The sequence below is a fragment of the Chitinophaga sp. W3I9 genome (assembly GCF_050434025.1).
Classification (GTDB): domain Bacteria; phylum Bacteroidota; class Bacteroidia; order Chitinophagales; family Chitinophagaceae; genus Chitinophaga.
The window spans coordinates 5,997,912-6,019,001 of sequence record NZ_JBNPWC010000001.1 but is presented as its reverse complement, the minus strand read 5'-3'; the positions used below and the strand labels follow the sequence as shown (position 1 = coordinate 6,019,001).

17 protein-coding genes and 1 pseudogene are annotated in these 21,090 nt (G+C 40.9%); 9 read left to right on the top strand and 9 right to left on the bottom strand.

The features are described from left to right. Positions 1 to 177 precede the first annotated feature (177 nt). The 3 genes from QFZ51_RS24435 to QFZ51_RS24425 form a co-directional block, all read right to left on the bottom strand. Entirely contained in the window at positions 178 to 2,328 is a 2,151-nt protein-coding gene (locus QFZ51_RS24435; protein WP_429049933.1) for a peptidase domain-containing ABC transporter, read from the bottom strand. 205 nt (positions 2,329 to 2,533) lie between these two features. Continuing rightward, positions 2,534 to 2,710: a hypothetical protein gene (locus tag QFZ51_RS24430; RefSeq protein ID WP_429049931.1), complete on the bottom strand. Its 177-nt coding sequence runs from the start codon at positions 2,708 to 2,710 to the stop codon at positions 2,534 to 2,536. 71 nt (positions 2,711 to 2,781) lie between these two features. Beyond that, positions 2,782 to 5,907 (bottom strand): lantibiotic dehydratase, encoded by a 3,126-nt coding sequence (locus QFZ51_RS24425; RefSeq protein ID WP_429049929.1) that lies wholly within the window; start codon positions 5,905 to 5,907, stop codon positions 2,782 to 2,784. 397 nt (positions 5,908 to 6,304) lie between these two features. Between QFZ51_RS24425 and QFZ51_RS24420 the strand changes: the two genes are divergently transcribed. Together QFZ51_RS24420 and QFZ51_RS24415 are read left to right on the top strand one after the other, a co-directional pair. After that, positions 6,305 to 6,556, top strand: coding sequence for a hypothetical protein (locus tag QFZ51_RS24420; RefSeq protein WP_429049927.1), 252 nt, complete (start codon positions 6,305 to 6,307; stop codon positions 6,554 to 6,556). A 270-nt stretch (positions 6,557 to 6,826) separates the two neighbouring features. After that, on the top strand, positions 6,827 to 7,561 hold the full coding sequence (locus tag QFZ51_RS24415) for a hypothetical protein (protein ID WP_429049926.1): 735 nt from the start codon (positions 6,827 to 6,829) through the stop codon (positions 7,559 to 7,561). A gap of 61 nt (positions 7,562 to 7,622) precedes the next feature. On the opposite strand, the gene QFZ51_RS24410 is transcribed toward QFZ51_RS24415, so the two are convergent. After that, entirely contained in the window at positions 7,623 to 8,204 is a 582-nt protein-coding gene (locus QFZ51_RS24410) for a hypothetical protein (protein ID WP_429049925.1), read from the bottom strand. Positions 8,205 to 8,657: 453 nt separating this feature from the next. On the opposite strand from QFZ51_RS24410, the gene QFZ51_RS24405 reads away from it, so the two are divergent. Together QFZ51_RS24405 and QFZ51_RS24400 are read left to right on the top strand one after the other, a co-directional pair. Further along, entirely contained in the window at positions 8,658 to 9,353 is a 696-nt protein-coding gene (locus tag QFZ51_RS24405; RefSeq protein WP_429049924.1) for a hypothetical protein, read from the top strand. A gap of 201 nt (positions 9,354 to 9,554) precedes the next feature. Continuing rightward, positions 9,555 to 12,122 (top strand): hypothetical protein, encoded by a 2,568-nt coding sequence (locus tag QFZ51_RS24400; protein ID WP_429049922.1) that lies wholly within the window; start codon positions 9,555 to 9,557, stop codon positions 12,120 to 12,122. Here the strand turns inward: QFZ51_RS24400 and QFZ51_RS24395 are convergent. The 3 genes from QFZ51_RS24395 to QFZ51_RS24385 all read right to left on the bottom strand — a co-directional run bounded on the left by QFZ51_RS24395 (position 12,108) and on the right by QFZ51_RS24385 (position 13,923). Then, a complete protein-coding gene (locus QFZ51_RS24395) occupies positions 12,108 to 12,662 on the bottom strand; it encodes a dihydrofolate reductase family protein (RefSeq protein WP_429049920.1) in 555 nt (184 codons plus the stop codon). The two genes, QFZ51_RS24400 and QFZ51_RS24395, sit on opposite strands and share 15 nt — an antisense overlap. Further along, on the bottom strand, positions 12,659 to 12,964 hold the full coding sequence (locus QFZ51_RS24390) for an antibiotic biosynthesis monooxygenase (RefSeq protein ID WP_429049918.1): 306 nt from the start codon (positions 12,962 to 12,964) through the stop codon (positions 12,659 to 12,661). The genes QFZ51_RS24395 and QFZ51_RS24390 overlap by 4 nt, the downstream gene beginning before the upstream one ends. Positions 12,965 to 13,047: 83 nt before the next feature. Continuing rightward, positions 13,048 to 13,923, bottom strand: a complete 876-nt coding sequence (locus QFZ51_RS24385; RefSeq protein ID WP_429049915.1) for an NmrA family NAD(P)-binding protein — start codon at positions 13,921 to 13,923, stop codon at positions 13,048 to 13,050. A gap of 96 nt (positions 13,924 to 14,019) precedes the next feature. Between QFZ51_RS24385 and QFZ51_RS24380 the strand changes: the two genes are divergently transcribed. The 4 genes from QFZ51_RS24380 (at position 14,020) to QFZ51_RS24365 (ending at position 19,267) form a co-directional block, all read left to right on the top strand. Next, positions 14,020 to 14,991 carry a GlxA family transcriptional regulator gene (locus tag QFZ51_RS24380; protein ID WP_429049912.1) on the top strand — a complete coding sequence of 324 codons (972 nt, stop codon included), beginning with the start codon at positions 14,020 to 14,022 and terminating at the stop codon, positions 14,989 to 14,991. A gap of 162 nt (positions 14,992 to 15,153) precedes the next feature. After that, positions 15,154 to 15,825 (top strand): hypothetical protein, encoded by a 672-nt coding sequence (locus QFZ51_RS24375; protein ID WP_429049910.1) that lies wholly within the window; start codon positions 15,154 to 15,156, stop codon positions 15,823 to 15,825. Between the two features lie 154 nt (positions 15,826 to 15,979). After that, a complete protein-coding gene (locus QFZ51_RS24370) occupies positions 15,980 to 18,379 on the top strand; it encodes an ABC transporter permease (RefSeq protein WP_429049907.1) in 2,400 nt (799 codons plus the stop codon). Between the two features lie 147 nt (positions 18,380 to 18,526). Continuing rightward, the gene (locus QFZ51_RS24365; RefSeq protein WP_429049904.1) at positions 18,527 to 19,267 is read left to right on the top strand and encodes a hypothetical protein; all 741 of its coding nucleotides are present in this window, start codon (positions 18,527 to 18,529) and stop codon (positions 19,265 to 19,267) included. A gap of 213 nt (positions 19,268 to 19,480) precedes the next feature. On the opposite strand, the pseudogene QFZ51_RS24360 reads toward QFZ51_RS24365, so the two are convergent. After that, positions 19,481 to 20,011 (bottom strand): annotated as a pseudogene (locus tag QFZ51_RS24360) (alpha/beta fold hydrolase); the annotation flags it as partial. Between the two features lie 17 nt (positions 20,012 to 20,028). Continuing rightward, positions 20,029 to 20,205 (bottom strand): alpha/beta fold hydrolase, encoded by a 177-nt coding sequence (locus QFZ51_RS24355; protein WP_429049902.1) that lies wholly within the window; start codon positions 20,203 to 20,205, stop codon positions 20,029 to 20,031. A 277-nt stretch (positions 20,206 to 20,482) separates the two neighbouring features. Between QFZ51_RS24355 and QFZ51_RS24350 the strand changes: the two genes are divergently transcribed. Beyond that, positions 20,483 to 21,049: a DinB family protein gene (locus QFZ51_RS24350; protein ID WP_429049899.1), complete on the top strand. Its 567-nt coding sequence runs from the start codon at positions 20,483 to 20,485 to the stop codon at positions 21,047 to 21,049. Positions 21,050 to 21,090 lie beyond the last annotated feature (41 nt).

Genomic DNA, 21,090 nt, shown 5'->3' with positions numbered 1-21,090 from the left:
CCAATGGTTCAATGGAAGATTACAAAGCTCGCGCTAGTCGCGGGCTTTGTTGTTTTTGGACTATTTGTTAGTCTGTCAAGGTGCGGATTCGATGTTTCGGCTTACCTTTTTGAGCTCAGTATGTTCTGATTTAAGATCTTTTAGACGCTTGACATCCCTGGCTTCCATCTCTCCATATTACTTCTTACTGATAAATTCCTTGTATAAAGCAGAATTATTCAACAAGTCCTGATGAGATCCTCCTTCAATAAGGACTTTTCCTTCATCTATAACAATAATATTGTCAAAAACATTGATATTTGAGAGGTTATGTGAAATTACAACGACTGTCTTATTTTCATTCGAAAAATTCCTGATTATTTCAGTCACATAATCATGGCCACCCTTATCGAGCGAAGAAGTTGGCTCGTCGAGAAGTAATATTTCAGGATTTCTGTATAAAGCCCGGGCAATAGCAATTTTCTGCTTTTGGCCGGCCGATAGCAAAACTCCATTTTCTCCAATGTAGGTGTTAAAACCATTAGATTGTTTTTCTATGAAAGATAGTAAGTTAATCTGTTTACAGACTTTCATCAGGGTTTCATAATCTATCCTGTGGGGCTCGCCTATTGTAATATTTTCAATAATAGTTCCGGCAAACAGGTCTATTTTTTGAGGGACAACTCCTATCATTTTCCTTAAAGAGTGATTGCTTATGGTATCTAGACTGTACGCTCCTATATGTACATTTCCTGCGTCAATAGGATACATGTTTTGTAAAAGATTCATGATTGTACTTTTACCTGAACCATTATTCCCTATTATTGCGGTTGATTTTCTATGAGGAATAAGAAGGGATATATTATCCAGAATAATTGCACGGTTACCATATCGAAAAGTGACGTTTTTGAAAGTAATATCTCCAATCATACTAGTTTGAAGATCAACCTTGCTGGTCTGATTTTCGGCCTCTGTTTTTAAATCCATAATTTCAAATAGCCTGTCAGATGCAATAACTGCTTCCTGAATTTGTTTATTCGATGCAATTAATGCAAAAAGAGGGGCGGTAAAGTACGCCAGGAGACTATAGAAGGAAAACAACTCTCCGGTAGTAATTACACCGTCTGTAACCATGAAAGTCCCAAAATAAAACAGAAGAACGATAAGTGCCTTATTTACCAGGTCGCTTATTACTTTAATATAAGAATTTGAAGTATAAGCTTGGTATATGGTTCTTAAAAAGACGATAAAACTATTTTCCGTTTTTTCGTTCACATAATTTTCTAAGCCCAATCTTTTGATGGTACCTGAAGCATTTATTGATTCGACAAGTTGGCTCTCCAAAACTGCCGATGCCTCCATTCCTTTTCTCTGATAGATTCGGTTAATTCTATGACTGAAGAAATAAAGTAAAATCGCAAGAGGTATAATCAGGGACATCAGCAGTGCAAGTTTCCAGGAATAAATAGCCATTAAAACCAAGGATAACATGACAATAGCCCCGTTTAGAAAGATACTGATACAGACTTCATTTATAAAACTCCGGATCTTAATGGCGTCATTTACACGGCTGATAATTTCTCCTACACGCATCCCATCAAAAAATGCCTGAGGCAGGTAAATAATGTGTTTATAATATCCTAATATCAATTTTACATCAACTAGTTTCCCTATTTGTATAATTAAAAGCTCTTTGGAAAGATTGATAAAAGCTTGCATCACCACGATAATAATCATTATTATAGTCAATAGATTTAAAAGATTATTATTGGAGCTGGGGATTACATAATCTGTAATTTTTTGCACGTAAATTGAGGTGGAAACACCAAGTGTGGCATAGATTATTCCACCAAACAGCACCTGGAGAAACAATGATTTTTGAGGTTTTATAAGAGACCAAAAGTGAGAAGCATGCGACCGGGTAAAATTACCAGTCTCAAATTCAGCATCCGGAGTTAGCGTGATCAGCGTTCCACTCCAGATTTTCAGGAAATCTTTATGGCTATATTTAATGATTGTACCATAAGCGGGATCCATCACCTTAACATATTTTTTTGTAGTTTTATAAATGACTACATAATGGGGTTGCCTACTGATGAATACATGCGCAACAATTGGCTCTTTTCGTTCTTCCAAATCAATCAATTGTGCATTTGCGTATGCTGTAGAGATAAATCCCATACTTTTGGCAGCTTTGACGATTCCCAGAACCGTTGTGCCTCTAAGGTCCGTTTTGGTTAGACTACGGACGCTTGCTATTGAGATTTTAAGTTTATAATAAGAACAAACACTAACCAAACAGGCAGCGCCACAATCAAATGGATCATGCTGTTTAATTTTAATTCCCATCTTCCATTCTTTTTGTATTAAACCAATCAGCAGCTTTATCTGTAATCAACTTTCTTAAACTTCTCCGGGTTAAGGATAAGAATCATTATTAGTATTATCATACTCCAACTTATGCTGTTCGAATTGAAGTGCCCTGCATGGTGATTTGTCCTAATAAGATAAGATACAGACCGATTGAAGGGACTGTACCTTATCTCCAGGATGTTTACCATTCAGGGATTAGTGTGAACATAGCAACTGGGTTTGCCAGCAAACACCATACAGTCGACCCTCCATCAATTGAAGCCATATCAGATTCGGTTAACTCTGTTACGGTTCTCTTTTCAATTGACAATGACTTTAAATCATCCATTTCAAGTTTGCATTCTTCTTTTAATAACATAGTTTCTGGGTTTAAAAATTGCGTCTACTCTGATAGCTTTTCGACATCCGCTTTTATTTCTATTAAAGAAATTATTTTTTGCTATTTATCGCGATATGAGATAAATAGTAATTATAAATAAAGTAATAAATAACCATCTCATTAGTTCTTGGTTTGAATGAAAAAACGCGATTTAGAGTCATGTGGGTAACACTACTAAAGTATCGGAGTTCACTAAAAAAAACAGCGTTCTCTTTTTTTTTCTCAGGAAAATGAGACAAAAATCCAGCTATACCCTTTTGATTAGCCGATACAATATGCTTAATGAAAGAAATATCTGAATCATTGCGGTCATATTTTTTGTCATTTGATAATAGCTCCTGTAGCTTATCCCTATGTTTTCGATATTTTAAATTTAAAGCTTTCTTTTCCTCCTTGCCTACGTTGAACTCAATGTAAAAAGCATCCAAACTTTTTTTTAAATGACTTACTTTATCAGAAGAGCTAAACCCAGCAGTGTTAAAAAATGAGTCAACGGAGACAACCGCAAACATCCATTTCTTTTCTTCCCATTCATTTGAATTAAAATTAACAAGGAAGTCAAGGAAATTAATACTTTCAAGATGAAATATACCTTCTGTCAGGTCGATGGATTTATCTCCATAGCGATCCAATTCCCGAATATAATTGTCTGTACTTAGCCTTGAAACCAGGTTCATTTGGACAGCTTTCTGCAGATACCGGCAAATTATTTCATAAACTTTTCCCTTGTTGCTATCATCTATCAGCTTAACTCTAAAACGTAAATGAAAGTAAGGGTCATAATACCTAATAAAGAACCACATCGTTATAAGACCTGCTTCAATAAGTAAGTCTGTCACAGGTTTAAGATAATTTAGGAGGACGTGGTCTGCTGAACTCTCACCACAATAAATTTTGAAGTATAGCCATTCTGGTTCGGGTGCATCATTGCCTGGCTCCATTCTGGTTTCATGGGGGAAGTTTCGATACATTTTGAACTCCTTTGAACCATCGATTAATACAGTCCCCATGAGTTGATTGGCTGAAATTGTATGTTCGTCTTCGTGATAAAGAAATTCTTTGATTAATATTTGAGAACGATTCTTTGCTGCTTTCAGAAGGAACCTGAATGTGATCTGCGTTTCAAAGTCAATCAACAGTTCATTATCTCCGTCAGCTAAGACCACATATCTTGGAAACCTGAATCTGTTTACGAACTCCTCTATTAATTCAGTTATTGACTTATCACCATCATTTTTATAAAAACAATGTAGGTCCGATCTATCCAACTTCCACATCGCAGGATATAAAATTACCTTGCCATAAGTTACGCGCGGGAAAAACTCGAAACAATGAAGAAGATCACCCCACTGGAAACTAATATTATTTTTCAAATTTTGCTTTTGAAAATCGCACAGGAAGCGGTATACAGGTAAGTTGCTCGAACTGTAATTATGCATTGAATTAAGCCTTGGTCGCACAAAACACTTTAACTTTTTTGACCATAGTAACAACACTCCATCCATACACTTTAAATAGAGGTCATTAATGTTTACCGAATACTTTCCCGACTTGTTGGAGTTCCCGAGATATGCGAGATTATATTGCCCAAAATCTGGATGTTGGACAATATTGGCAGCTTTGTCGCTTGGTATGTGTATTATTTCAACATCAATACAATTTACCAGTTCATTTTCTTCATATGATATAATATCTTTCGCTAAATCAGCAATATCTGTTTTTATGTAAGCAAAGCGACTAATCGCATTTACAGCTGAGGGACCAAAAAAGCCTTCCAGCTGAATTTTATACGAATCGTTATTGATCAATCTGAAAAGAGCTGAGAGAGTGGACGGCAGATTGTTCGTTTGTCTTTCCCTGATCGGCAGATCATTGTCTGTCAAAGATATTTCATACGCCCGATTATCCCTGCCGGCCATTATTTTTTTAAAAAGCAGCCGATTACTGTAGTTCCATTTGATGCTTATAGCTTCACGAGGCGATTGGTGAAGGTCAATATCATTTACAAACGGCGAATACCCGAAATTTTTGCTAACTGGATAACCAAGACCACTATCATAATCCATGATCAGGTTGAGGGGCATAAAGCGATCACCATACTTTTCTGAAAATTGCTGTGAGAAAAGATTTAATTCTTTATCCTGATTATTTCCTTCAAAAAATGAATTTAGGAAAGTAAATGATTGCGCTAACAGCACCTTGTAATCCGCACTAACTGCTTCCTCTACTCCTTCAAAAAAGGAATCTACCTGTATAAGATTACTTTCGACCTGGTTAGGTATTATCAATTTCGACCTTTGATATAAGTTTTTGTATGCCCCTACGCCTAATGTATTATTTTCATTTACGTGTTGAAGATCCGAGCGCAAAGCATTGATAAAGTCCATAGCATCGTGTAATTCTCTCATTTCGCGATCGGGAAGATCTAAACCGATAAGGGCTTTAATATTATTTGAAATTTGTTGGAGAATATCAGTACCAACAGGGGACGGCTCGAAAGCGGAGGTCAGCACCTTACTTTCAATTAAGTAATCGAGGAATTCATTTGCAGCTTTAACATCGATGCCATTCTTAACAAGAAAACGCTCAAGATCTATAAAAGTTGCTCCTGTGATCGTTAAGTCAAATACCTCTTCGATGAGGCCGGATATTTTTATAGCGGCAATTTGATACTTCCTGGCAAATCCATATGGAAAAAACTCTACATACCTGAATTCATTATTTATTTTGTAACCGCTATTATTTAGAAAGTATACTGAATATCTCTTTGCAACAGTTAAATTTGATATTTTTTTGATTGTAGCAGCTAAAAAATGGAAATCTAATCTTGCTTTTCTTCTCCAACGGATCTTACCAGGATTAAAAACAACGTCCCCCTTGCCCCAGGAGGTTATTCCCACTCCAGAAAATAAACCAAAAGGCGTACTTCTTGTTGACATTCTGGTATAGTACTTGGCAAGAGTAAGCTCTAACATATCAACATCAGCGGAAGTAAGAGCGTTTGTCTGAAATTTAATGCATTTATCATAGACGACGGGAGAAGCTACATAAACAGCTTCCAAAAAGAATACATCCTTCATCATCATTTCTATAGTCAAATCCGCAGCGAAAGTTTTTTTGTGGATTATATAGCGTGGTAATCTCAGAAATACCTTATCATGGAATCTAAAATTCATCTATATTAATGATTAGGTTATGTTTTGGTAGTAAGCAGCTTAAAACATTTTTGTTTATGTCTATTCGATATAAGCTTTTTGCCTTTTGCTTAAACAAAGCAACTAAATTAACCATGTCAGTACAATACCTGATTACCGGTATTTTTTTCTACCAGTACTTCGGTTTTATAATCCTTTCCTATTCAGTAAAACAGGCTGTTTATGAAGAAATCTTTATTTGCTCCGGACAGAAATATTTGACCGTTATGGGTTAAAAGAAGTTTTCCTTTACTCCTGCAGTTTAGGTCCATCCTTTTTTATCTAGAAGGTTACACTGAAGGCCCGTTGTCTAACATTCATTTCTTCAGCTTTATACCGCGAACGTAATATTTCTTTCTGTGAGACTAAACCCTTTCTTATGGAGATACCTTTACTTGGTATACGCTGCATTTACCAGGTTGTTGTCCTGACAATTCTGATGTTGACTACCATATCAACTTTTCCTGTATTTTCACAGACGAAACCCAATGTAATCGTTTCGGTAACAAATGGTGTTTGCCAGTCAGACGGGAAGATCACGGTAACTGCTACCAATACCGCTCCACCGGTGCTCTACGAGTTGTTGGACGCCAACAGCATGGCGGTTGTAGTGCCGCAGCAAGGTCCTTGATGGCGGTCACAAGGTATTGGAGACAAATTTTGATGAGGTATTGGATCTCATTAGTAATTTTTTAAGCGTAACCCGGACTACTAATCTGTGACGAGAAATCGATCACCGAATGATTGAGTAGGGCGATAGCATTTAGGAGATTTTACAGAGAGCTATCGTTACCTATTTGCTTTAAATTTAGCAAAAGGAAATTCGATTCCTGTACCATAGGAAACGGCTAGCGTAATAGTACCCTATCTCGCTATTGCAACTGCAATAAACTGATAAATTATGGATCTTAACTTTGGCCCTTTTGGGAAGTACCTGCTTTACACCTTTTATTATTGGTACATTACTGTACCAATAGCTTTTTTACTGCTCTGGGCTTGCCTCCACAGAAATAGCAAACCGGGTATAAGATGGATTTCGGGTATTGGCGCTACTGTGCTGTTATTTCCGATGGTGGTAATGGTATGGGATCCGGGCGGATTAATAGATAATGGAATCAATAAACCGGAGGTAAGGCCACAAAAAATGCTACATACTTATATCTTGAAGCAGCCCGAAACTACAGCCGGCATTGTCCTTTCGGCCGGAGATACTGTTTTTTATGCTACGGAGTTTGATATGAACTACAGGAAAGAGGCACAATTGAACGATATTGACTCCGTTCATTTATCAAAACCTGCCCGTTTTTTCAATTTACAGGTAAAGGATATTATCAGGGTTGGCTTGCACAATGAATGGAACGTTACGCTTACCCATCAACAACTGGTATTTGGCTGGCCCTGTATTGGTGAGGTGATGATTGGTGCCGACAGCACATTTATCAGGGGAACGCTGGCCGACGATTACATTTTACTAGGCTATCGTTTACCCAAAGGCTCAGAGGTCACGTATGACTCCGATTATGTAAACATCGTTTTGCCAAATTTGGAATTGCTTACCATCACCGGGAGAACAGGACGACCACTTTCGGAAGAGGACAAGCAACAGGCCGATTTACTAAAATATAAGCGCCAATAAACTCAGAAAAGGGCTGTGGCGTAGAATGTATGGCCAAACGATATGGATGTGGATTGTTTTTCTATTGCTTATCATCAAATGGAAGTATTAGCCTGATATAATCGTAGGTACTTTTCTCAATAACCTTATCGCCATTATCATTCGGGTGTAGCAATTTTATTTTCAGCCATAGTTCGCGGTACGATACCAGCTTAACCTCCGCCGGTTTCCATTCTGTTATCCTTATCTCAAGCAATCTTTTTATTCCGTAATATTGTCCCTTAAATTGCAGGTTGGTGGCGATGGTTTGCCCTACACGTTCTCCTTTACCCCTTGGTGCGGTTGTATAAATCTCTTCCACAACTCTTATTCCGGTTAATGTGGTAGCTCCCTTTGATACAGGTGTGATTAAGGTGTTCTTGTTACCCGCAGTTTTTGTGTTCGAATTTTCCCATTCCTTTCTACTTAGTTTTTTTACCGAAAAAGTGGCAAAGGGCGTTCTGTTATCAACAAATGCGGTATAGGTTTTTTCAAATTGGTTGAAAGAAGTATCTGTTTGTGCCATAGCGGAAGTGTTTAGAAAGAAAAGAAATATCAAGATATTTGATGGCGATGTTTTCATACTATGGCAATATCTTTCTTTACTGAGCAAATGCTGTTTCATATTTTCCGTGTCAAACCAAAAGGACAACGAGGCCAATAAAAGCCAATACTGCTTCTACAATCCAAATTGTTAGAAGGCTTTTGATGGTAAGCCTGAAAATTACATCTAATACCAATGTAATCACAAATAAAAACCCTGTTAGCAAGACAATATAGCCCCCATACCTGCCTTTGGGTATGTTTTGTATACCTTGTAAATAATAAATCGTAGCTATCAGTGCTATTATCGAAATAATAGCGAAGGGTGTAATTTGCAATCTCATAATTTTTATAGCAATATTGATGTTTGGGGCTGGCAACAAAACTTTTATAGTTCTTTCAAATTACAAAGATACTCAGTAATACAAAGAATAAAATACCTGTATCCAGGGATATTTGTCAGCACCATAATGTCTATTTTTGGAATATGAGTCCACAACCAATCTTTCAGTTATTGCTCTTGTTATCAGCAATTATGACATTTACAAACGGCAATGCCCAAACAAAAAGCAACCAGTTGTTAGAGATTTATAAAATAGATTTTGGCTTTTACATTAAGGCAACAGATACCAGCAGCCCATCTGAAGTGCCGATGCACGTGGAGCAGGAACGGATAGAAAAGGCCGGTTGGAAACCTTTGGTAGTTTATGCTCATCCCGGGTATTTGTATGCAGAGGATATTTTGCCCAACGGCGATAAAACAATCTGGCAGATAGAATACAAAATCAAAAGGCTGATGGAATTGCGGGGCAAAATGGCGCTTCCGATGAATTTTGATGAATTTATGAAGACCAATGTTTACCATGCCGGTGAGGGTTTTCCGGAGCGGTGGAAAAAGCACGGTGGTATTACACTAACCAATGATACAATGACTGTAGCCGGCTATCTCTGTAAACGTGCAGTAATCAATTATACCCCGGATGCGGTAAGGCCGGGTGATACAAAGCAGGAAACAACAGTGTGGTACTGCCCCGAACTGCCCCGGTTTTATTTGCCCTCGTTTGAATACCTGCAAAAAATACCCGGTATGGCTTTGTTGGTTTACAGCGACAGAGGCTACGGCGAAATAAAAGGGATGATCGCAAAAAGCGTTGTGAAGCTGGAAAAGCCGGTGTCGTTTTACCAATTGCCCGAAGGAACATTTATAATGTATCCGCCTAAAATAAAATAAAAATCAGCTTTGAAGGGGCAAAATAACATAGGATAATGTCAATTTTGACGGTATGTTACCGGGATATATCATTTAGCTTAGTGCACCGTTCCCTCATGAATTAAGTGTAGAATCACAGGGGGAAGAAAATTCGTAACAAGAACAGGTGCACAAGATCGAAAAACAGCTACTCCCCATATTTCGAAAGTAACAGACGTATGGGTGGTATTTAAGACCCATTTTGACTTAGGATTTACCGATTTACCACAGAATGTTTTCAAGCGTTATCGCACAGAAATGATGGATAAGGCATTGGAAATAATAGAAAAAAATTCCACTCAATCACAAGATCACCGATTCGCCTGGACAGTTCCGGGCTGGCCTTTACAGGCACAGATACTTGGCCCTCTGCAAACTCCTGAAAGGAAGGCAAGAATTGAAAAAAGTATCAGGGATGGCCGGATTGTAGTACACGGGCTTCCTTTTACAATGCAAACGGAGTCGCTCGATTATGAGGACCTGGTTCGTGGCCTTTATTATTCGTCTGCCGTCACCCGGAAGTACGGGCTACCAATGACCATTAGTGCAAAAATGACAGATGTGCCGAGTCATTCCTGGGTTTTGCCAACCTTATTGAATCATGCTGGTATTAAGTTTCTGCAGCTGGGTTGTAATCCTGCCAGCCAGTATCCCCGTCTGCCTGAATTGTTTTGGTGGCAAGGCCCTGATGGTTCGAAAATACTTTGTAATTATACCGCTTTGTACGGCTCCGATATCAAGCCAACTGAAAACTGGCCATGTAAAAATTATCTGGCGATGCAAATGACGAATGACAACGCCGGACCACCTTCGGAAAAAGACATAGCGAATCTTTTAACCTATGCCAGGAAGGAAATGCCGGGGATTAAAATCCATTTCGGAACCCTCGATGATTTTGCCAATGCGCTTATTGCCGAAAAACCTGATTTGCCAACGGTTACCGGAGATATGCCGGATACATGGATACATGGCCTGATGGCAAACCCACAGGAATCAAAGATTGCCAGGAATATCCGTCCGTTGGAATCTGTACTGGATGCACTTTCAACACAAATGAACATCTGGGGCGTATCTAATCAGTCAGTTGCACAAAGGCTGGCGGAATCATATGAGCAAAGCCTTTTATACAGTGAGCATACCTGGGGTATGAATGCCGGATATGGTCCCCGGTATAGCTATGGCGATGACTGGAAGAAATGGTTGGAAGAAGCAAAAGCCGAACCTATTCCCCTGAATGAGGACTATTCCGGGTTGCCCAATAGCGATGCGGAAAACACCAAAATAGGAAGCAAAACAAAATGGTTAAAATCTTATGACAAAAAGCGCCAGTATATTCAAAATACAAACAATATCGTAACAAAGGAACTGACAACCCGGTTAAACGCATTGGCAAAATCGACAAATATAGCAGGAAAGCGTTTCGTAGTATATAATCCGCTATCCTGGAAACGTTCAGAAATGGTGGAGGTACCCTGGGAAAAAGGAAAAACCATTTTCGTGAAAGACGTTCCTGCGGGCGGGTATGTTGTCATATCCGAAAAAGAACTGAAAAATGAAACCACATCGTCTGATGAAAAGACCACACTCACCACGCCGTTCTTTGCCGCTATTTTCGATTTAAAAAGAGGCGGGATATCATCTTTAAAAGAAAAAAGTACTGGTCGTGAACTGGCGGATAGTTCTTCTGCCTATGTGATGGGACAGTTCTTGCATGAGCGCTTCAGTGCTAATGAAGTGGATAAATGGTTTAATGCATACAACAGGATTAAGGAGGGGTGGGGGCTGGATGATTTAGGTAAACCAGGTATGCCGCCGGCAGACAAAATCCCTTATCTGTCTTTTACTCCTGAAGACTGGAAATTATCTGTGCATCATACCCCAATAGTCGATGTGGCTGTTTTATCGACAACTGAGACAAAAGGTTATGCAAAAAGTTACACTATTGTTTTTACTTTTCCGCGACAGGAAGCGTATGTGGATGTTGAATGGTTTGTAGCATCTAAAACCCCAGACAAACAACCTGAAGGAGGGTGGCTTTGTTTCCCATTTGCCGTTGATAAACCTGCGTTCACGGTTGGCCGCTTGGGAGGGGCGATAAATGCGGTAACGGATATTATTTCCGGCAGTAACAGGTATTTGATGGCGGTGAATTCAGGTGTTGCTATTACGGCTGCAAACAAATCAGGAGTGGCGCTTGCGCCGATAGATGCTCCCCTTATCAGTTTGGGAGAGCCCGGGTTATGGAAATTCTCTTTAGATGATATGCCCAGAAGATCATCGGTATTTGTCAATCTTTACAATAACATGTGGAACACTAATTACCCTCTTTGGCAGGATGGTACATGGAGCGAAAGAGTTCGGATATGGGCAACAGATCAACACACGGAAACCGTACCCAATCTAATACAAAAATCCTGGGAGGCCCGGGTGCCATTACTGACAGGAGTAGCAGAAGGAGCCTCCGGAAACCAACCTTTAAAAAGGAAGGGCATATCTATTTCAAGAACCGGTGTTTTAGTAACGGCATTCGGTGAAAATCCTGACAGTAGCGGAACCATTTTGCGATTGTGGGAGCAGGCAGGTATATCCGGTAACTGTACCGTACAGCTCCCTGATGGGTATAAAGTTAAAGAGGTTCAACCAATTGATTTGCGGGGAAACATACAGGGAGAAACGATCAATGTAAAGCACGGGGCCTTTGATTTTAACTTAAATAAGTATTCTCCCGCTTCATTCTTATTGCTTTTTTGAACCGGATGGAACATAGGTTAATATCGCTGCACCATTCTCAAAATTGCGGATATCAGTCAATATGAGTTTGACTTGGTCTGGGTCCATACCTTCAAAAATACGGCGGCCTTTGCCAACTGCAACAGGAATAATACAAAGCTGAAGTTCATCGATGAGATGATGCAACATCAGCGTCCTGTCAAGGTCACCAAATCCGTATTTAAGAATATGCTTACCCGGTCCTTGCTTCAGCCTGGCAATTTCTTCGGTTACTTCCCCATTGATGACTGTCGCATTCCATCCGGCTTCCTTGATGGTCTTAGACGCCACAAGCTTTGGCAACGCATTCATGTGATCGAAATAGGCCTCTCCTTTAATATTCGGCCATAGCGATGCAAAATGTTCATAAGTAGGACGGCTTAACAAAAACAGGTCGACATCTTTAAGCTTCGTTAATGAGTCTTGCTTATGCTCCTGATCAAAAAAAGACCCGACCCACTCCCAGGGTTTATCTACAACGCCGTCAAGGGAGACAAAGCTGCTTACAATTAATTTTCTCATGCTAGTTTATTTTTGTAATCACCTATTTCCTTCACGTCAATTGAAACGGGCTTGTTGACAATCCGATCGCCTGAATTTTTACTGAACGCCTTAAATGAAGGCAGGTTGGTAAATGCCTGATGTGCAGCCTCACTGCCAAACTGTGCGATATGCATAAAGGTATGTTCACCTGTTTGAAAACAACTATAGCTTACCTCTGTCAGATGACTGCGATTCAGTTCCTCAAATACGCCGCGTATCAGGTCGATGTGTTCACCGGTTTTTTCCGGATTTACGGAATAACTTATCTGTGTGCTTTTCATAATATTTAGTTGTTAAATGTGCCTTTGTTTTTGTAAATAAACGCTGCAAAATTCGTTGGCAGGCTTATCTTCTTCATTGCTGGTTAAAAAATGTGCTTGTGTTGTTCTGCAAATTGTGCAAATGTGGTTGGCGTTATATCAAACAATTGATGTGTGCTGATATCAATAAAAGCTTGCGGCTTGCTTACCCTTTCTGCGGTCTGTTCTGCAAGCGCATCAAGAAAGTAACCCGGCATGCCTGTAGCTGCCAATGCTGCTTTCCGTTCGTCCCAGCTTACAGGGACATAAGGAATCTCCTTACCGGTGGTGTCAGATAATATCCGGGCAATCTCCGATATGGATAGCGCCTCTGGTCCGGTAATGCGAAGAGACCGGCCGTGGTATCCACCATCAATTAATAAGGAAGCGGCAATTTTCCCTACATCGCGCAAATCGACGGGCGACATCTGGATTGACGCTAAAGGCAGGCGCAATGCACCATGCCTGCTGATGGCTGCCGTTTCCCGCAGGTATACCTGCATAAACTGGCTGGGGCGCAGGTGTGTCCATTGAAGGCCGGATTTTTCCAGATAATCCTCGATCTGCTCATGCTCACGGGTAAAACGAAATTGCTGTGCATCGTAGCCTTGCTGTGATTCTTCACCAGAAAATTTAATAACATGATTTACACCAGCCTCTTTACAGGCGTCGATAAAGGTGCATTGTGTTTCCACCATGCGATCATTTGCCGATGAGATCAGGATAGTGCGCTCCACACCCTCCAGGGCTGGCCTTAGGGTATCTTTGGCCAACATATCGCCTTCGATCCATTCAATTAAGGGAATATCAGTCCCGTTTTTTGCGCTTGCTATATTGCGTGCCAGGGCCCGGACCGGTTGTTGTCGCGAAGCCAGTTCCCGCAGAATTAAACCGCCGCTTTGCCCTGCTGCTCCGCTCACAAGAATATTTGTCTTTTTCATGAAAGCAAAATTAAAGCGCACCGGCGACTCCGAGGGGGTGTACATTTAGCAATTTAAGGGGTTGTTTGTGCATATAGGGTGGTTTACCTTTATAATATGAAAAGTGTAACGATCTTAATAGCTGATGGCGTACTAAAACCAAGTACCCTTTTTGGAGCGATCGAAATATTCGAGAAAGCTAACCAGTTTTATCTGGCGCAGGGTAAACCGCCTTATTATCATATCCAACTGGCAGGTACCGACCTTCGGCAGAAGTTATTGAACGGAACTTTCCAGTTAAATATCACACCGTTCGAAAATATTACTAAAACAGATCTGATCCTGCTGCCCAGCTTCGATCGTGAGTACGACTTCGGCATACAAAAAAGTACAAAGATGCTGGATTGGGTAACACGACAATATCGCAGGGGAACCGAAGTGGCCAGCTTATGTACAGGTACTTTCCTTTTAGCCGCCACAGGATTGCTCAGGCACACACCCTGTGCAACACACTGGCAGGCAGCAGCGCATTTTCGTGCATTATTTCCTGAACTGGACTTGCAGACCAGCAGGATCATTACAGAACATCAGGGGCTGTATACGGCGGGAGGTGGTCATTCCAGTCTGAACCTGGTACTTTATCTTGTTGAAAAATATAGCGGCCGCGAAGTTGCGCTTTACTGTTCAAAAGTACTGCAGCTCGATATTGATCGCAACTCCCAATCACCTTTTATCTTGTTTAATGGATTGAAGGATCATAAGGACCAGATGATACGAAACGTGCAGGAATATATAGAGCAGCACATCGGTGACCGGTTAACAGTAGAGCAGTTGGCAAAGCATTGTTTTATGGACCGGATTAACTTCACTCGCCGCTTTAAAAAGGCTACACAGCTTTCTCCGGCAGATTATATTCAGCGTGTTAAAGTAGAGGCTGCCAAACGGAGCTTCGAATCAACAAGTAAACAAATCCTGGAAGTAATGTACGAGGTGGGTTATGGTGACGTCAAAGCGTTCCGGCAAATCTTTAAAAAAGTAGTCGGCATGACGCCGGGTGATTATCGAAGCAAATTTAATAAGGTAGCTTAATTATGAATGAACCGGGGCGCTTATATATTTTTCATTTGAATTTATGGAATCTGGCAAGGACATCATCTTCATATCGAATATTACAGTTTAGGATGCATGAGCGTTTGAAATCCAATGTCCGGATGGCCGCGCGCATTGAAATATCTGCTAAAATCAGTTCCAATGAAAAAAGTTTTATTGATTACTTTGGGGATGAATACTTTTTTATTTGTATCGTCTCAGGCGCAGCGTATTTCCCTGGCTGCTGATAGTGTTATTCCGTATCAGGTAACTGTTACGCAGTCGGATTACAAAGGTAAAAACGCACTGGCTTTGCAAATGCCGAACATCGCCATTAACGAAAAGACAGTTGCCTTGCTCAAAAATACCGATTTTCATAATGGTATCATTGAAGCAACTATTTCAGGACAACCACAGATGAATGCCGGAGAAGGCGCACGTGGGTTTATTGGCATTGCCTTCCGGGTGAGTAAGGATACCTCCAAAATGGAGTTGTTTTACATTCGTCCAACCAATGGCCGGGCCAATGACCAGGTACGGAGGAATCATTCGACTCAGTATGTTTCGTTGCCGGGCTACCCCTGGGATAGATCACGGGAAGAAACACCGGGAAAATACGAGGCGTATGCTGATATGATGCCGGCGGAATGGATCAGGGTGAAAATTGAAGTAAAAGATGAAACGGCCAAATTCTATATCAATGGTGCTGAACAACCTACTTTGATTGTCAATGACCTGAAGCAGGGCAAAGATCTGCGTGGAAGCGTAGGACTTTGGATTGGACCGGAAACGCTTGGTTATTTTACAGATGTGAGCATATATAAACTCGATTAACAATTTCGAATCTGGGTTTTTGCTGCCCGTTGACGTACACTGCATGTTCTCAATCGGACATTTTGTTGGATTTGGACTTATATAAATAATTATTAATCAGATGCTTGCATTTTGGCATAGGCATTGAAATGCTCAGGGAGCTTATATTGCCTATATGCTTAGAAACTACCTGAAGATTGCAATTCGCTCACTTGCGCAAAATAAAATCTACTCTTTAATCAATATTGCAGGACTAACTATTGGTCTTACCTGCGCTATGCTGATACTACTTTATGTAAAGGATGAAGTGAGCTTTGACCGTTTTCATAAGAAGAGTGCCAGCATTTACAGAATAGTTTCCAGGGTAGTTGTCAATGGCACAGAGCAGAGATTTTCGAGTACAGGCTTATTACAGGGACCCAGGTTTTCGCGGAATGTAAGCGGGATCAAATCATTTGTGCGCGTTCAGGATGGCCGGGCAGATCTTAAAAAGGGTGCTGAAGTAGAAAGTAGAGACCTCCTTTTTGTAGATGCTAACTTCTTGTCAGTATTTACCTTTCCGTTGATTGACGGAGATGCACAATCCTGTTTGAAAGACCCGCATTCTGTTGTACTTACAAAGGAAGAAGCGAAGAAACAATTTGGTACGGAGAACGCAGTTGGTAAGATTCTTATGTTAAGAGAGAATGAGAAATTTGTGCCCTACCAGGTAACTGCTGTTACTGAAAATTGCCCGCAAAACTCCACCATTGAATTTAAGATCCTCCTACCAATCAAGGAAACCCAAGCAGATTTAAATAACAATGAGAACTGGTTTTCTTATTACCTTAATACTTTTGTTGAACTCGATGATAACGCTGATCCGAATTCCGTTGCTCAACAAATGCAACGGTTTTATGTGAAAGATGCAAGTGCAACAATGAAAGCGATGAATACCAGATTTGGGCAACCCGACAATTCCCGTCTGGAAACTTATTCCCTTCAGCCGTTCCTCAATATACATTTGAGCAAAGACCTTTCAGCGCAGAATGGCCTGCAAAAAGCCAGCAATCCTGTTTATGCTTATATTCTTTCCGGCATTGCACTTTTTGTGCTCCTGATTGCAAATATCAATTTCGTAAATCTTACCGTTTCCCGTTCTGTAAGGCGTGCAAAGGAAATCGGAATACGTAAGGCTATAGGAAGTGACAGGCGACAACTTATTATACAATTCCTGGGAGAATCGTTTGTATTGTGCGCAATAGCTTTTGCTTTGGCAATTATCCTGGCACAACTGGCCCTTCCACTGTTTAATGATTTGTCAAATAAAAAACTGGCAATTAGTTACCTGTTCGACTTCAAGCTGCTGGCAGGTTATTTTGCACTCTTCCTGCTTACTGGTTTACTCGCAGGATTCTATCCCGCCATTATACTATCAGGATATAAACCTGTTGAAACCCTCTACAGCAGATTTACACTGAAAGGTAATGGGGGCTTGCAAAAATCGCTTGTAGTTTTTCAATTCACACTTGCTGCCTTTTTAATTATAGCCACTTTTACTATCTATTCCCAGTTCAATTATCTTACAAAAGCGGAGTTGGGATATGATGATCGTGACATCATAATAGTTAACAAGGATAATATGTCGCACCAGGAAGCTGCGGTCTTCAAACACGAGTTGCTTAGCTATCCGGATATTGCATACGTAGCACCTAAAAACGGGGGGTATTGGGGAACTGCCGCTAAATTGGATAACGACTCATCTATCAACTTTGCATGGGAAACAGTGGATGAATCTTATTTAGCCACCTTAAAGATCCCTTTGGTAAAAGGCAGAAATTTTTCAGTTGATTACCCGGGCGATTCCGTTCATGCTGTCCTGGTCAACGAAACTTTTGTAAAGGAGGCCGGATGGAAAGACCCTATTGGTAAATCAGTTGTTTTCAACTTTCAGAATAATAAAACGTATGAAGTAATCGGTGTAGTAAAAGATCATCATTTTACCACCCTTAATGAAAAAATAAGGGCCCAGTTGTTTACAATGAGCAATTCAAATCCTTATGGAATTTTTTATATTAAAATACGCCCCAACACAGCTACCCGCAGCCTTAAATATATAGAAACGAAGTTCAGAAGTTTTTTCCCTTTCAGTCCGTATACCTACGTATTTAAGAATGAACTGAATCAGCGGAATTATGAATCAGAAGCCAGGTGGAAACAGATTATTTTCTTTGGCGCCGTTCTTACCATCTTTATAAGTTGTATAGGATTATTTGGTCTTTCTGTTCTTTCTGCAGAGAAGCGTACTAAGGAGATAGGTATCCGGAAAGTATTAGGCGCATCGGTCCAGAATATAGCGGCAGCGTTGTCTTTAGAATTTGTGAGGCTGGTGATAATTGCACTGATAATAGCAATTCCACTGGCATGGCTGGCAGGCGTAAAATGGCTGGAGAATTATCCTTATAGGATCACCATGGGTTGGTCTTTATTTGGTTGGGCCGGAATGCTGGTGCTGCTGATCGCCATGTGTACTGTTAGCTTCCAGGCCGTAAAGGCCGCATTAGCGAATCCTGTTAAAAGTCTTAGGAGCGAATAGGTTTTCTTTAGTATTCCTGCGATTGGTGAATCCCTTTGGTGAGCCATAGTTATCCTGACAGTAATTGACTTCTGATTTTTTTTCAACATATCTTTATTATAGTTTAATAAGGAATTATCTTTGCATATTTAGCCGATACCTATACAAATGAAACGATATTTAAAATCAGTAGCAGCATTGCTGCTCTTGCTCAATGTATGCATACAAGTCAGCGGTCGCACTTTTTCAGATACTACGGAGGTATTAGTTGTCAATAAGGAAGATATGGTACCTGATGGTGCGAGGAAAGTTGGTAAGATAAAAGTAACCGATGGTGGTTTTAAAATCGAATGTGGATATGAACAAACATTGGAACAGGCAAAAGCGCAGACTATAAAAGCAGGCGGCAATATTATTAAGATCAGGGAGCTGAAGTCTCCTGATGCGTTTACGTCCTGCTACCGCTTGTTGGGAGAGGCTTATTACCATCCTGATATCCCCGGCGTGATAGCTGGCCGAACCAGGGCCTTCGATTCAATTATGAATGTATTGCTCCCCGATACAGCTACCTATGCTTTATTGTATGTATATCGTCCGGACATGGGGGCGTCTCCTCCCTATAATGTATTGCTGGATGATTCGGTAATATGCCGTATGAGAAACAGTTCCAGATATCTTATTAAAGTTAATAAAACTGGTCCTGCAAAGATATCAGCGCGGACAGAGTCGCGAAATGTGGTGTCAATAAACATCCAGCCAGGGAAAGCATATTTTGTGAAGTGCTCGATACTTCCCGGAGGCCTTATGGGCCGGCCGCAACTCAGTATCATTGATGATTATAAAGGATTTCAGGAGTTTAATTCGGTGAAAGACAAGCCTAAACCGGAGAAAGTGGATGCTGTATATTGAAAAACGTAGTTGTGGGCTTATTCAGTTGATCTAAGTGATAATTGGTAAATACTTTACTAACTTTCAGCATGAGAACAACTCTCCTTTTCCTGACACTATTATTGATGTTACCCTCCTGTAGTATTGAAGGCTAATAAGCCTGATAGACTCTCTTGAATGATCATGCTATAATCCGTGAAAAAAATACATCGCTTTTCAACGATGAAGCGTGCTTTACCGGATACCTTTAGTAGAAATAATTGAATATAGGAATGCTTTGACAACAGACGCAAAGCGTTCCGGTTGGTCCATGTGGAGACTGTGACCAGCTTCAGGAATCTGTTTAACCTGGAGCGCGGGATGAAGTGACTGCAATTCGTCAGCGACCGAATGTGAAACCACACCCTTGTCACCAAATAGAAGGAGCGCTGGAATGTTAATCTCTCTCATTAACTGCTTATAGTCGGGGTTGGGCGGTGTGAGAACATCAAAAGCCCGCATGCTGGTTTGAAGTCGTGCCCGGGCGAATAATTCGAGCGTTTCCGGTGAGCGGTTTGGATGCCTGGTCCGCGCTTCCGCCACTACTTCTTTCAGCGACATTTCCAGCATTTTGCTGTGCTGACCGGCAACATCACTACCATGAACTTCGCGCTGAACTTTCGGGCTCAGGAAGGTTGGATCGGCCAAGATCAGGCCACGGAGCAGGTTGGGTTTGCGGCTTGCCACCACAGCTGCCGTCATTCCTCCCATTGAATGCCCGAGGAGGAATGGGGAAGGAAGTCTTAGGTCTTAATCAAACCGGCGATATCATTTGCATGATCTTCATATTGGTAGCCATAATCAGGTGCGCTAGACCTGCCATGTCCCCTGGCATCCGGCAGGATCACGTCATAATCTTTTTCCAGCGTTTGGGCCAAACTTGACCAGCACAAGCCGCTAGTCATTAGTCCATGCAGCAATATCAGCGGTGGTTTGTTACCTCCGGTTCTGGTGTAGTGTATGTTAATGTTGTTCGTTTCGCAGACGCCTGTAGTTGCTCTCTGCGGTGCAGGGCGCCGGAGGAGGTGTGTACTTCGGTACGGGTGGTCTTAGTACCGGACTTAGCACCTATTCATCCATATTGCAGTTTGGTTTCAATGGCGGCATTGCGGTGTCTTTCTAAGGCATGGGACTAACGAAGGCTTTCCATTTGATAATTCTCTATTTTTATTGTAACTTATTCCTAATAATTATCAAATGGTATCGCTTCCGAAGATAGTAACCTTTCTTACTTTCCATCTTATTATTGCGACGGCCTGTTTGGGTCAGCAATCAATTACTGCTGCCATAGAAAGACAATTTGATAAAATTGAGAATGATATCCTGACAACTGCAGAGGCAATGCCGGAGAGTAAGTATAATTTTACACCTGAGGACCTCCATATAAAAAATAGTGTTTTTAAAGGCGCACGGACATTTGGTGGCCAGATCATGCACCTGGCCACTGACAATATTCTTATTTGGAGTGCCATTACCGGCGATTCAATACGTCCGGATATTGAAGATGTAAATGGTCCTAAAAGTATCACCACCAAAAAAGACATTCTTGACTACCTCAAAGCTTCATTCAAAACCGGTAGAAAGGCCATTTCAACGCTAACAGATCAAAATGCGATGGACATGATTGATTTCAGGTGGCGCAAACTTTCCCGGCTTGATCTTGCATTTTACGCGCTTACCCACGCAAATGAACACTATGGCCAGATGGCCATTTATCTCAGGATGTGTGGCATAGTTCCTCCCGCAACAGCTAATGAAAAGTAAAGGAGGGGTTACCGGTTTTTCCCCTGGCCTGATAGCCATTC